Here is a 12,094-nt window from a genome sequence, read left to right as displayed (position 1 = left end):
GCTTGAACCAGAGATACAAACCCTGACAATGACCTATGCGCCAGCTGAGATCTCAGTAAACAAGCTCAGCAAGGACTTGCCTAAACACGACACACGGCTTGAGCCAGAGATAAAAATCCAGGCAACTCGCTATGCGCCAGCTGAGATCTCAACAGACGAGTCCAGCAAGGACTTGCCTAAACACGACACACGGCTTGAACCAGAGATACAAACCCTGACAATGACCTATGCGCCAGCTGAGATCTCAACAAACAAGCTCAGCAAGGACTTGCCTAAACACGACACTCGGCTTGAGCCAGAGATAAAAACGATGGCACATTCCCGTGCATCACTTGAGATCTCGACCATCTACTCGAAAGAATGCCCCCCCATAGCCCAACAGACGGCAGGAAAGCGAGTCATCAATGACAAGAGTGAGTCAGTATTAGCCTCAAAAGGGCAAATCCAGCCAATATTGGCGCCAGTTAACGAACCAAAAATGTCGGCTCAAGAGGTCAGTCTCCCCTTGAGTGATCCCAGATTAAGCATGCTCGACAGAAAAAGGTCCGAGTCAGCGAAGGATGAGGCTGCAGCTCCAATATTACATCAAGTGGCAAACCCATCGAGTAATACCCCAGGCAATATAATATTAACCAATATCAAGACCAGCGAGCCGAGAAACCAACAGCTGCACGCCTTGGTCAGTCAGCTCGTTGAGCGTATCCAGATTTTAGTGCCCAATCTTGCCCGTCAAGATCGAGTCCAACTGGTGTTAGAGCAAGGGCCGCTCAAGGGAACAGAAATCACCATACTCCTGCAGAACAATCGGCTCACGATCACCTTAGTTCATAGCAGTCAGAACGCCGAATTATTGCAGCAGATGCGCCCAGAATTGCTGGAAAGATTGCAGAGAATAAACACCGACCAGCAGGTTAGGATCATCACCACTCATGAGCAACAAGCCCATGAGGGACACCAACAACAGGACCAACAACAGGAATCGAGTCAGAAATCTCGTATTGTCCATGATTGGTTAGAGGAGCAGAATGATGCTTAACCTGCCACTGCCAAATATTGGCGCGCAAGAACTCGAGCTAAACAATAGAGTCTATAGCCGACAATATAAATTCACCGTCGACGCTGAGCTATCCATCGAAGCCGGACTGGCAAAGCGTCCCAGCCTGAATGGCTATAAGCTAGAGATCCTTATCGGCACCAACAAGATAAGCTGTTTGATCCAAGCCGAACAGGTCCAAGCCTGCCTCGCCGATCTGCTGACCAGCACTCCGTTCGCCATCTTGCCGGAGCTGCTGCAACTGGAATTTATCACCGCCGCGATCACACCTTATCAGGCATTTTTGACTCAAGAATTTGGCCAGCAACTGGTGCTCTGTGCTCTTACAGCCGTTGAATTACGCCCAAGCCAGACTAAAACCGGCTTCATCAATTTTATCCGCAACCATGCCGGCCTGACCTGCTGGATAGAGAATGATCCCCAGTTAATTTTCTCGGCACTGCCAGTGGCAGAATCGATAATTGGTCCCAGCATACCCCTGCCATTAGCCTTACGCATTGGCCACACCAGCCTCAGTCTGAACCAGGCTCAATCACTGGAAAATGGCGATATTATTTTCTTCGATTCAAACCACTTAACCGATGACCAAGCCGTTTTGATTATCGCCAACAAACCCATATGGCGTTGTGGCCTGATTGATAATCGAGTCACCATAACGGCACCGGAAACTGAGAAACTTATGCCTTCAGAAGCAACAGATATTCAATCCCTACCCATCAATATTTCATTTGAGATTGGGGAGCAGACAGTCACAGTGGCAGAGCTGAGCCAGTTACAAGAGAATTTTGTATTTGAATTGGATAATACAGCAGATCAAGCCGTCAAACTCAAGGCCAATGGTCGAGTGTTGGCGACCGGTGAACTGGTCAAGATCAATGAACACTTAGGGGTTCGAATCACTCAGTTAACCAACCAAGAAATCAGCTAGTTATGTTTGAATTACCCGACACGTTCAACCTTATTATCACCTTAGCCCTGATGGCTATGGTGCCTTTTATCGCGGTCATGGCCACCTCGTTTATCAAGATCGCCGTGGTCTTCTCCTTACTGAGAAATGCCCTAGGCGTGCAACAGATCCCCCCCAATATGGCCATGTATGGCTTTGCCATCATATTAACCATCTACATCATGGCACCCGTGGGCTTCGAAACCTTCGATTACATCAAGGATAATAATGTCAGCATTGATAATACCGATAGCTTCGAAGGCTTTGCCAATGAAGGCTTAGATACCTACAGAGAGTTCTTGAAGAAACACATACGTGATACTGAGCAGGAATTCTTTGTCGAGACCACCAAGACATTATGGCCAAAAAAATACTCGGATAGGCTCGAACCGGACAGCCTATTTATCTTACTGCCGGCCTTCACCGTCAGTGAGCTAACCCGGGCCTTCGAGATAGGTTTCTTGATCTATCTGCCCTTTATAGCCATCGACTTGATCATATCTAACATCTTGCTCGCTATGGGAATGATGATGGTATCGCCTATGACCATCTCCTTGCCCTTTAAATTGTTGCTCTTCGTATTGATCAATGGCTGGACCCAACTCACCCATGGCTTAATCATGAGTTATAGCTAGGAGCTAAGATGGACGTTGCTGAAGTTATTCATTTTACCTCACAGACACTCATGCTGGTGATGATGCTATCCATGCCGCCTATCCTGGCGGCCGCAATCGTGGGCACCTTAGTCTCGCTATTACAGGCACTGACTCAGATCCAGGAACAGACATTAGGCTTCGTCGCCAAGTTGATTGCCGTCATCATCGCCTTATTTGCCACTGCATCATGGCTCGGATCTGAGCTATACAATTTTGCCGACATGATCTTTGCTAAAATTCCTCTGATACCATGACAATAGAAGATTTTCAGCAGTTTTTTCTTGTCTATAGCATGACGCTGCCTAGACTATTTGGCTGCTTCATCATGTTACCTATCTTAAGCAAGCAGATGCTAGGCAGCGCCTTGCTTCGTAATGGCGTACTCTGCTCCCTTGCAATATACCTTTACCCTGTGGTGGCAGATCAACCACATCCATCCAGCGTCGACGGCATCATGTTAGTGATGTTATTGGCCAAAGAAATCTTACTCGGATTACTTATCAGCTTTATCGCCGCCATTCCCTTCTGGGCCATAGAGGCAACCGGTTTTTTCATCGATAACCAGCGTGGTGCTACATTGGCCAGCGCATTCAACCCAGCGTTAGGCCATCAGTCCACCCCAACGGGTGTCTTATTTACCCAAACCTTAATCACCCTCTTCTTTGTCAGTGGCAGTTTCATCGCTTTTATTGGGGCCATATTCGACAGTTACCAACACTGGCCCGTGATGACATTTTTTCCACAAATAGGTGATCAATGGGTCGATTTTTTTTACGGTCAATTTGAACAGATGTTAACACTCTGTGTGCTGATGGCGGCCCCAATTGTGATTGCCATGTTTATGGCTGAATTTGGCCTGGCCTTGATTAGCCGCTTCGCGCCTCAGCTCAACGTGTTTTCCCTCTCCATGCCGATTAAGAGTGGCATAGCCAGTTTCTTACTTATCATCTATGTCGTCCTCTTGATGCAATTTTTCAGTAAAGAAATTCTCCAACTGGCAGACTTCCCCTACCTGTTAGGGCCCATCATAGGAGCCGATAGATGAGCGGTGAAAAAACCGAACAACCCACGGCAAAAAAGATACGCGATGCCAGAAACAAGGGGCAGGTGGCTAAGAGTAAAGAGATAGTCTCTACGGCTATCATACTCATTCTATTCGCCTTCCTTGTGAGCATGTCGAGCTTCTACTTGGAGCATATCACCAACATCATGATGTTGCCTGCCGTGTATGGATATCAATCATTCGATAATGCCTTGGCCGATATTACCGACGCCTTAATCACAGAATTACTCTATCTGATCATCCCCATAGCACTCTTGAGTGCTTGCGTAGCCGTGGTTTCACACCTAGTTCAATTTGGCCTCTTGTTTAGCGCCGAACCCATCAAGCCCGAACTTAAAAAAATCAATCCGGTAGATGGCGCTAAGCGTATTTTCTCCGTTAAAAGCTTGATGGAGTTTTTTAAATCGATTCTTAAAGTGAGCCTATTGACCCTAATCATTTGGCTGGTTATCCAAGGTAATATTCAAGATATACTGCGGGTGCCATTCTGTGGGGTCTCTTGCATTCCATTGGTCGCAGGAACCTTGCTCAAGCAACTTATTTTAACCGCTGGCGTAGGCCTGATCATCATCTCCATCGGCGACTATGCCTTCGAGCGTTATCAGCACACTAAACAGCTGAAGATGAGCAAGGATGAAGTCAAACGCGAATATAAGGAGATGGAGGGTAGCCCAGAAATAAAGAGTAAGCGACGCCAGCTACATCAAGAGATGCAAGCCTCGAATGGCCGAGATAATGTCAAACGCTCAAGTGTACTGGTGACCAACCCGACCCATATTGCTATCGGCATCTATTACAACAAGGGCGAAACTCCCCTGCCAGTATTAACGCTTAAGGAGAGAGGCACTCAGGCACTGGACTTGATTGAGTATGCCAAAGAGTTAGGCATACCTGTGATTCAGAAGGTGCCCTTAGCCAGAGCATTACACGCCGATGCCGCACTTAACCAATACATACCAACGGAACTGATTCAGCCAGTTGCCGAGGTGTTAAGGTGGTTACAAACCTTAGAGCAAGACCAGTAATGCGCCTCTGAAGCTTGCTCTTATTGATATTGTTACACCCGAAAACGATTGGCATCGAAACTGGACTCATGTTTCTCGTCAGTCCCTTGCTGCACCCTGTCTATGGCAATGTCACACCCTTGGCTTAACTGCTCTAGTTGCTGGTACACCTCATCGGCATCAACCTGATTTAGGCTTTGCCGACTCCAGATCACAGCGCTGTTAGAATGAGTGTCGAAACCTATGATGGGCTTATACACAGACTGGCTAAACATGTTGAGTGTAAGTAGCTCGATAAGATTAACGTTATCGAGTAAGCCTATATCACTAAACATCAATAACTGGCCTTCCGGGTGCTCTGTGATATGGGCGATCAGCTCGCCTACCTTCAAGCTGGTGATATTTTCGAACTCGGGCTGAGTTAACGATAAGGCCTGATACAAAGATGTGATGGCTTGGTTATATTGTGCGCTCATGGGTCATATCTATTGTCTAAAGAAAAACCTAGTAGACCCGATCTCGAGGGCAGCGACTATCATTATCCGTCCAATATTTGTAGCTTTCAAAAGCAGAAACACTTGAATTTAAAAAGCTAAAAAAATCCGACACATGTTGACATCTTCTGGTTTCGGCCCCCAATACAATGGCCTCAGCTTCAACGCATTCATAAATCATTAGGAATTATTATGCCATTATCATCCGTAAATTCTGTTACGTTACCCAGTTACACTAAGCTAGAAGATACCCCTGCAACGACCGAAGTAGGTGATCTAAAAGGCAAGAGTGTCAGTTCCGCCGCAGTGGATTCAGATGCGGTTCGACTCGCAACTCGCAGCGAAGTTCAGCAGACCGGTGGCCTTAAAAATAGACTCTTATCGAGCCTTTCTCACCTGGGTGAAAAAATTGAAAACTTCTTCAAGCACCTACTCCCAGGTAAAACCCAGCGCACAGCGGCTCCACAAGCGCCCTTATCTCAAGAGCAGGTTGCTAAAGAATATCTGCAACTTGCTGTCGATAAAGGTTTTTCTCAAGTCGATATCTTAGCTCAAGTCTCCGGCAGTGAGCTAAAAGAGCAGCACTCGGCACTCGCCACGGGTAACGGAGCGCTGAGAACTGTCGCAACCGGGCTCAGATCCATTCAACAATTTGGCTCGACAGAGCATCAGGCTAAGGCGAGTCTGATATTCAGCCAAGATGTTGCCGGCATTCCTTTCCAACAATGGGCAACGACCGGCGCTACTGCCAGTGAATTTGTCCAACAAGCCTCGGCAGAAAAATTACAGCTTGCCGCTCAATCTCTCAACCATATGGCCCAATCCATAGCCGATCTCGTCGAAGATGTACATCATTCCCTCAAGCCAAATATCCCTAGCCCTCATCAAACTGAGATGGGCCGTAAAACGGCTCTCGATGCGATCAGTTTCCTAGCCCAAAGTGTCGCACCTAGCAAGCAAGTACACATCAGCAACGACGCACTTGACGAGCTGCAAAAGGATATAACCTCTAATAAGGTTAATTTTTATCAGTTACAAAATAGTGTTGTGACCTTAGGTGATCTTCAGATCCTAAGAGAACTGGCACTATCTACCAATCCTCAAAGCAGCACACTCAATGCCGCGGGTAACTTGGGAGCCAGCATCAATGAACTGACTAACACGCGCCCTAACCTAGGTAATATTCTGACCAGTGTTCAAACCTTCATCGAAGAATCGAACCAAGCTTGGTCGAAACTCAACGCCGACAAGCCTGAACAGCTGATAGATGCAGTTGCCCGCTCCACCTTTAACAAACAACTTATCTCCGCGCAATTAGCACAGATGCCAGACAGTGCTAAAAAGCAGGCTTATGAGCAACTCGATGGGCAATTTGGTGAGAGGATGCGCGGCATTATCGACTTTGCAGTGGAGAAAGTGACGCTCTCTGACTATACCCAGGACGATCCAGTGATGATTTCAACGGTGGTCAAATACGGCACTGTTATAGAAGGTCTGGTGGACTCTTTGAAGCTGAATCTAAATACAGATTTAGACAAGCGTATCCCTCAGCCTGCCTATATCTCAGAAAGCTCACAACTGAGCCCTTTCGAACAGGCGGCCCTGTCTAGAGTTGGCATCACTAAACAAATAATACAAGAGTAACAAGGAGGCGACTGACTATGAATGGTATTACTGGTATCGGCTCAAACGTTGCAATTCAGACACCACAGACCTCTCAGGTAAATACAGAGCCCTCTGTTGGCCATGTTGAAGGACGAGAATTGACTCAGGTAAAGCCTGACAAGGGGCTTTTGGATCGTCTGGGTAATGCTATTTCTCGAAGACTACCCGACCACTCCATGCTGGATCATCATTTAACCAGTGATGGCAAAGTCAATCAGGAAAGTCGACGAACTTTCAGCATGTTAAAAGATAAGGTGGTGCATTTTGTCACGAGTTTAATGATTAAAGGCGTAAGAAGCTCAGTCGAAAAGCATGGTGGTGAAATCGGATTCAAGTTTGCACAGACTAAGGGCACTTTTCTCGACCAAATAATGAAACACAAGGATTCATCCGCTGGTGTCTGCGAGTCTATCTCGGCACATTGGATGGCCAGTCATGCCAAAAATGAAAGTATATTCGACAAGCTGTATGTGGCAGGTGAGAAGGGGCAATTCCAAATAGATACCTTAGTTTCTATCAAACAGCTTCAGATAGATGGCATACAAGAGCATGCAGATCAGAATCAAACGACTCAAAGTTGGCTGGGGAATAATGGGCTTGTGCCTCAAATGCGTACCGAAACACGAGGAAGTTTATCTCTCGACCATCCCGTACGACTGGAAGGAACCACTGGTAGTTCAGGCGCAACCAAGTTAGTCGCAGCTATTCTAGATACTGCCGGTGAAACTTCTATCTACAAAAAAATAGGGATTTCGGGTGCTATGGCCGGACATGCGGTCGCAGCTTTTGTTGATAATGACGAAGGTGTGACCTTTTTTGATCCTAACTTCGGAGAGTTTAGCTTTCCAGATAAAGCGTCATTTTCTAATTGGTTTACTCAAGATTTCTGGACTGGTTCTCTCTATAGCATAGAGAAAGGCTTAGGTCAGGAGTTTGAAATCAGTAATTATAAGGCTAAAAAAGCATGAATAAACAATACCAACAGCTCTTAAGAGAACTATTTTCTCAGTTCGAAATGGATTTACAACCCAGTGAAGATGATATTTACGCCATAGATGTAGATAATAAATTTCAAATTATGGTAGGCCTGCATGAAGATCTATGGATACAGCTGTTTTGTCAGTTAGACATCTTGCTTCCACCTTCAAAAAATTTATTTGGTCAAACCTGGCCCGCTCACATTCAAGGGCAACTGGATGACAAGAGCATAATTTGGTCGCAACAGCCTTTGGAAGGTCTAGGGCTTCAGGATATGCAAGCCTGGCTAAAGCGCTTCATAGATGAAATTGAACACAGTCTTAATGTGAATAGCCAAGAAAAAGATAATACATATATAGCCTCGCCGACCTCTATAGGCTTCAGAGTTTAATAAGTTTCAACTTTTTACGCGGACGAATAAGTAGAAATAAGTCGTGATGATTTTACTCTGCATCTATTTACTCGCCAATTTATAGCATTGGACACCACACAATCAGCTTGTTAATTGAGCATCTGGCGGCTATAGTGCCGCCATTATTCACCTCACTAACACGCCCCTATGAATCTTGATACCTGGCTACTTTATGTGATCGCCGTGCTGCTGATCGCCATATCCCCGGGGCCCATGGCCGTACTGTCCATGAGTCATGGTATGCATTATGGCAAGACTCGTAGCCTAGCAACCGCGTTAGCTAGCGTCGCCGCGGCATTGATCTTGATGATGGCTTCAGCGGCGGGGCTTGGCGCACTGCTGAGTGCAACCGAGTATGGCTTTACCTTATTAAAATACTCTGGCGCCGCCTATCTGATATTTTTGGGGATAAAGCTACTGCTAACCAAAGCCAGTGGCCAAGGTCTCGATTTGCAACATATCAAGAGCAAGGGCACACCTAAACATATGTTCAAACAGGCCTTTATGGTGGGAATAAGCAACCCTAAAGATCTGCTATTTTTCGCAGCCCTGTTCCCACAATTTATCGACATATCGGCACCACAAGGGCCACAATTGGCGATTCTAGCCGCAACTTGGGCCCTGGTAGATTTCAGCTTCGTGATGCTCTACGCCAGCATGGCGAATGTACTGGCCCCAACGCTCAAAACCAGTAATAAGCTACATTGGTTCGACAGAACCAGTGGCGGCGTGTTTATCACACTCGCAGCGATATTAGTTACCAGGAACTAGGGCCTAAAACCTTGTTTCAAACTTCTAATATCCGATCCTGTGGGCGACTGGAATGCTCGTAGGCCGAATTCTGGCAAGATGGCGAACACATGGTCGAAGATATCTCCCTGAATGTCTTCATAAACCGTCCAACGAGTGTCGTTAGTGAAGATATAAATTTCTATGGGCACCCCTTCTTTGGTCGAGGCTAGCTGGCGAACCAGCAAGGTCATGTCTTGACGTATGCTAGCGTGATTCGCGACAAATTCCTTCAAATATGCCCTAAACGTACCTATGTTGGTCAGTTGGCGGCTATTTACTGGCATATCCGCATCCTGGATCTGACCGTTAAACGCATTGATCTCCTGACCTTTTTCCGCCAAATAATCTTTCAAGAGATGTATCTTAGCGAGTCTCGTTGTCTCCGCCTCGGTGAGGAAGCGAATCGAATGAATATCTATGAGTATCGAACGTTTAATCCTGCGGCCACCAGACTCAGACATGCCGCGCCAGTTCTTGAAGGCATCGGAAACCAGTGCATAGGCGGGGATCATGGTAATGGTCTGATCCCAGTTTCTGACCTTAACCGTAGTCAAAGAAACCTCTTCCACCGAGCCGTCGGCGCCATACTTATCCATCTGGATCCAATCACCCGGACTGACCATACGGTTAGCGGCCAACTGAATTCCGGCAACGAAACCAAGAATGGTGTCCCTGAAAACCAACATGACCAAACCCGTCATCACACCTAGGCCACTGATGAAGTAGAGCGGAGACTGGTCGGCCAGTATCGATATCGACACTATGATAGTGACAAAGAAGAGGAATAATTTAAACAGCTGAACGAAGCTTTTGATGGGAAGGCGGCGGCTCACCAGATTAACGTCTGCAATTTCATTGGCAGCATCTAAGGCGCAAAATACTGCACGAATCAAGAGCACCAGTATCGTCACACTCAAGAGACGATGACTCATGCTACTAATGAGAGTATGTTGGGCCAATGCCAATGGGATCAAGATGCTGAGTACCAGAGCAGGAATGATAATAGCAAACTTCTCCAACACCTTATGACGCATGAAGATATCGTCCCAGCTAACCTTAGATCTCTGTATGACGATATTCATCGCCCGCACTACGCCACGCTTAACAAACAGATAAGCTAACATAGCAATAATAAGGCTAGCGATAACCATCACAGAAGTAGAAATACCGTCGGATGGCGAAGTATTAATGCCCCAGTTAGATAACCACTGCGTGATCTGTAACCTAATTTCTTGATCCACTATTTACTTCCCTTAGAAATACCGATATTGATAAATTCTCACCTACATTTAACGAACACAAATATGGTTTTCGATATGATAAAACAACAATAAAACCACAAATATTTTTTTTATAAGAGTTTTTCAAACCTAGCATTGACTGCTGTACAAAGTTTAACAACAATCGACAGCTAAAGTCAGAGATAGGATAATCTAGATGACAAAATATTTAATCATGCTGGTTCTGTTAATTGCCAGCATACAGGTTCATGCCAATATTCCTGCAGAAGATCTTAACCCGGGGTTTAAGCCTAAAATAGGCATAGCAGTCGATTACATTCCGGCAGCGAATAATATGTACGGTATCACCCTATCACCTTATCACTTCGACAGAGATTATGCCCAGTGGGGTTACTATTTTGGTTATGCTAAAAGCAGCAAAGATGATATGAACCTCATCTCACCGGCAGAAGGTTATAGCCAAGATATCATGTGGCGTGTCGGCCTGAGCTATAGCTTAACCCACAGTTTTAGCCTCTATGGCGGTGCAACGTCTTATACCCATGAAGTCCACTTTACCAGTGGATATAGCCCCAGAATTATCGACGGGGAACCCATATGGGGTGAGGAATCTGACACTAGCTGGGGCGCAGAGATTGGCCTAAGGTATATAATGGATTCGGGCCTGATGCTCAGCACAGGATACAACTCGGCTTCTGAATCTGCCGTGATTAGTATCGGTTGGGCCATGTAGCTCCCGAGAGACACACACCCCCATGTTGCGACAGATATGCAACATAATGGCTCTTCTCTGAGCCATTATTTCATTATGCCCTCTTGTGTAAATGCCTTATTTTTCCAGTAAGAAAGCGTGAGAATTGACCTATCCCATGTAAAACTAGCTCACACATGTATAATTGATTGTTATCAACCCCAGCAATCTCCTTTATTAGGTTCATTCCCATGCATAAACGTCTAAGACTGTTAAGCTCACTCGCCCTGCTAGTATGCCTATCTCCCGGCTTAGCGATAGCGGCCACCGAGACGCTAGCCACCGTCACCCTGGAAAATGGTGCTAAGGTCCGTCTTAACGACGACTTCACCTGGGAATACGTCATCCTCGAAACCCTTACACCAACAGCCAGTGACACAAGCACTCAGGCTGCCACAGCTGTTACTAGTATTGCGGTGAATACCACAAGCACTATCAATATGGCTAGCACATCCGGAACTCAAACCACCAGCCAAGCCACACCCGCGACCGGCCAGACCATGTCTGCCAGCGCCATGTCTCAGGCAGACTTGCTGAAATCGACCGCCAAAGGAGACGTAAGAATAAGCCTTGCCAAGAGTGAATGGGATGACGATGGTCGCCTTGGACTCACCTTCGACTTGACCAGCACCAGCTCGAAGCACTATGTGATGATCGATCTGGATGTCACCCTCTATGATGATTCAGGCAATACCCTCGACACAGAAACCGTCAAGGTGTGGCAGGCCATCTTCAGAATGCCAGATAGCTACTTGCGTAAGGGTGATAATCGTCAGAGCAGGACGTTCTGGTTCGAAGCTATAGACGCTAGCCAGTGGTCTAAACAACTCGTGAGCCTCAAGATCGGCGAGATGGATTCGAGAATGTGATCTTGATACTAGGCGCGAGTAAAGCCAGTTCCTAGGCCCTAGAATCTAGACTCTAGGTACCCGTTTTATTGCTTGTTTAAACTCGTCCTGATGCGCTAATGGCCTTCGACAACATGGATGTTGTCGCAGAGCGTACAGGGACGTATTCACCGCGTGCCATTTGAGTATT

At 46.4% G+C, this 12,094-nt stretch carries 14 protein-coding genes; 12 read left to right on the top strand and 2 right to left on the bottom strand.

Translation table 11 applies throughout. The annotated features are described in order from the left end of the window. From HRU42_RS18850 to sctU, 6 genes are all read left to right on the top strand, one after another. Positions 1-1,036 (top strand): hypothetical protein (locus tag HRU42_RS18850; protein WP_295033378.1); only part of this gene is annotated, 1,036 nt, incomplete at its 5' end. Further along, positions 1,029-1,982 (top strand): type III secretion system cytoplasmic ring protein SctQ, encoded by a 954-nt coding sequence (gene sctQ / locus HRU42_RS18845; protein WP_295033376.1) that lies wholly within the window; start codon positions 1,029-1,031, stop codon positions 1,980-1,982. The genes HRU42_RS18850 and sctQ, both read left to right, overlap by 8 nt. Positions 1,983-1,984: 2 nt before the next feature. Beyond that, entirely contained in the window at positions 1,985-2,635 is a 651-nt protein-coding gene (gene sctR, locus HRU42_RS18840) for a type III secretion system export apparatus subunit SctR (protein ID WP_295033374.1), read from the top strand. Between the two features lie 8 nt (positions 2,636-2,643). Continuing rightward, positions 2,644-2,910 carry a type III secretion system export apparatus subunit SctS gene (gene sctS / locus HRU42_RS18835; protein ID WP_295033372.1) on the top strand — a complete coding sequence of 89 codons (267 nt, stop codon included), beginning with the start codon at positions 2,644-2,646 and terminating at the stop codon, positions 2,908-2,910. Beyond that, entirely contained in the window at positions 2,907-3,701 is a 795-nt protein-coding gene (gene sctT, locus HRU42_RS18830) for a type III secretion system export apparatus subunit SctT (protein WP_295033371.1), read from the top strand. The genes sctS and sctT overlap by 4 nt, the downstream gene beginning before the upstream one ends. Then, complete coding sequence (gene sctU / locus HRU42_RS18825; RefSeq protein WP_295033369.1) at positions 3,698-4,744, top strand: type III secretion system export apparatus subunit SctU; 1,047 nt, start codon at positions 3,698-3,700, stop codon at positions 4,742-4,744. The genes sctT and sctU overlap by 4 nt, the downstream gene beginning before the upstream one ends. Before the next feature lie 32 nt (positions 4,745-4,776). Here sctU and HRU42_RS18820 read toward each other — a convergent pair whose 3' ends face one another. Beyond that, positions 4,777-5,199 (bottom strand): CesT family type III secretion system chaperone, encoded by a 423-nt coding sequence (locus HRU42_RS18820; protein WP_295033367.1) that lies wholly within the window; start codon positions 5,197-5,199, stop codon positions 4,777-4,779. Positions 5,200-5,409: 210 nt separating this feature from the next. Between HRU42_RS18820 and HRU42_RS18815 the strand changes: the two genes are divergently transcribed. The 4 genes from HRU42_RS18815 to HRU42_RS18800 all read left to right on the top strand — a co-directional run bounded on the left by HRU42_RS18815 (position 5,410) and on the right by HRU42_RS18800 (position 9,043). Next, entirely contained in the window at positions 5,410-6,861 is a 1,452-nt protein-coding gene (locus tag HRU42_RS18815; protein ID WP_295033366.1) for a type III secretion system effector GTPase activator YopE family protein, read from the top strand. Between the two features lie 17 nt (positions 6,862-6,878). Then, positions 6,879-7,850: a YopT-type cysteine protease domain-containing protein gene (locus HRU42_RS18810; RefSeq protein ID WP_295033364.1), complete on the top strand. Its 972-nt coding sequence runs from the start codon at positions 6,879-6,881 to the stop codon at positions 7,848-7,850. Beyond that, a complete protein-coding gene (locus HRU42_RS18805; protein ID WP_295033363.1) occupies positions 7,847-8,251 on the top strand; it encodes a CesT family type III secretion system chaperone in 405 nt (134 codons plus the stop codon). Before HRU42_RS18810 ends, HRU42_RS18805 begins: the two co-directional genes overlap by 4 nt. 168 nt (positions 8,252-8,419) lie before the next feature. Then, positions 8,420-9,043 (top strand): LysE family transporter, encoded by a 624-nt coding sequence (locus HRU42_RS18800; protein ID WP_295033362.1) that lies wholly within the window; start codon positions 8,420-8,422, stop codon positions 9,041-9,043. Here HRU42_RS18800 and HRU42_RS18795 read toward each other — a convergent pair. Then, a complete protein-coding gene (locus HRU42_RS18795) occupies positions 9,040-10,305 on the bottom strand; it encodes a mechanosensitive ion channel domain-containing protein (RefSeq protein ID WP_295033360.1) in 1,266 nt (421 codons plus the stop codon). The genes HRU42_RS18800 and HRU42_RS18795 overlap by 4 nt on opposite strands. Positions 10,306-10,501: 196 nt before the next feature. On the opposite strand from HRU42_RS18795, the gene HRU42_RS18790 reads away from it, so the two are divergent. Both HRU42_RS18790 and HRU42_RS18785 read left to right on the top strand, forming a co-directional pair. Continuing rightward, the gene (locus HRU42_RS18790) at positions 10,502-11,038 is read left to right on the top strand and encodes an outer membrane beta-barrel protein (protein ID WP_295033358.1); all 537 of its coding nucleotides are present in this window, start codon (positions 10,502-10,504) and stop codon (positions 11,036-11,038) included. Between the two features lie 209 nt (positions 11,039-11,247). Next, positions 11,248-11,925, top strand: coding sequence for a DUF3157 family protein (locus tag HRU42_RS18785; protein ID WP_295033357.1), 678 nt, complete (start codon positions 11,248-11,250; stop codon positions 11,923-11,925). Positions 11,926-12,094 lie beyond the last annotated feature (169 nt).

Origin of the sequence: Shewanella sp. (assembly GCF_013214165.1) — a bacterium.
GTDB lineage: Bacteria > Pseudomonadota > Gammaproteobacteria > Enterobacterales > Shewanellaceae > Shewanella.
Note: the sequence above shows the minus strand (reverse complement) of the source record. Positions and strands in the feature narration are given on the sequence as shown.

What these genes read in the sequence shown, in the direction of transcription:
- sctQ (WP_295033376.1), top strand. Translation starts at nt 1,029, where the DNA reads ATGCTTAACCTGCCACTGCCAAATATTGGCGCGCAAGAACTCGAGCTA.
- sctR (WP_295033374.1), top strand. Translation starts at nt 1,985, where the DNA reads ATGTTTGAATTACCCGACACGTTCAACCTTATTATCACCTTAGCCCTG.
- sctS (WP_295033372.1), top strand. Translation starts at nt 2,644, where the DNA reads ATGGACGTTGCTGAAGTTATTCATTTTACCTCACAGACACTCATGCTG.
- sctT (WP_295033371.1), top strand. Translation starts at nt 2,907, where the DNA reads ATGACAATAGAAGATTTTCAGCAGTTTTTTCTTGTCTATAGCATGACG.
- sctU (WP_295033369.1), top strand. Translation starts at nt 3,698, where the DNA reads ATGAGCGGTGAAAAAACCGAACAACCCACGGCAAAAAAGATACGCGAT.
- HRU42_RS18820 (WP_295033367.1), bottom strand. Translation starts at nt 5,199, where the DNA reads ATGAGCGCACAATATAACCAAGCCATCACATCTTTGTATCAGGCCTTA.
- HRU42_RS18815 (WP_295033366.1), top strand. Translation starts at nt 5,410, where the DNA reads ATGCCATTATCATCCGTAAATTCTGTTACGTTACCCAGTTACACTAAG.
- HRU42_RS18810 (WP_295033364.1), top strand. Translation starts at nt 6,879, where the DNA reads ATGAATGGTATTACTGGTATCGGCTCAAACGTTGCAATTCAGACACCA.
- HRU42_RS18805 (WP_295033363.1), top strand. Translation starts at nt 7,847, where the DNA reads ATGAATAAACAATACCAACAGCTCTTAAGAGAACTATTTTCTCAGTTC.
- HRU42_RS18800 (WP_295033362.1), top strand. Translation starts at nt 8,420, where the DNA reads ATGAATCTTGATACCTGGCTACTTTATGTGATCGCCGTGCTGCTGATC.
- HRU42_RS18790 (WP_295033358.1), top strand. Translation starts at nt 10,502, where the DNA reads ATGACAAAATATTTAATCATGCTGGTTCTGTTAATTGCCAGCATACAG.
- HRU42_RS18785 (WP_295033357.1), top strand. Translation starts at nt 11,248, where the DNA reads ATGCATAAACGTCTAAGACTGTTAAGCTCACTCGCCCTGCTAGTATGC.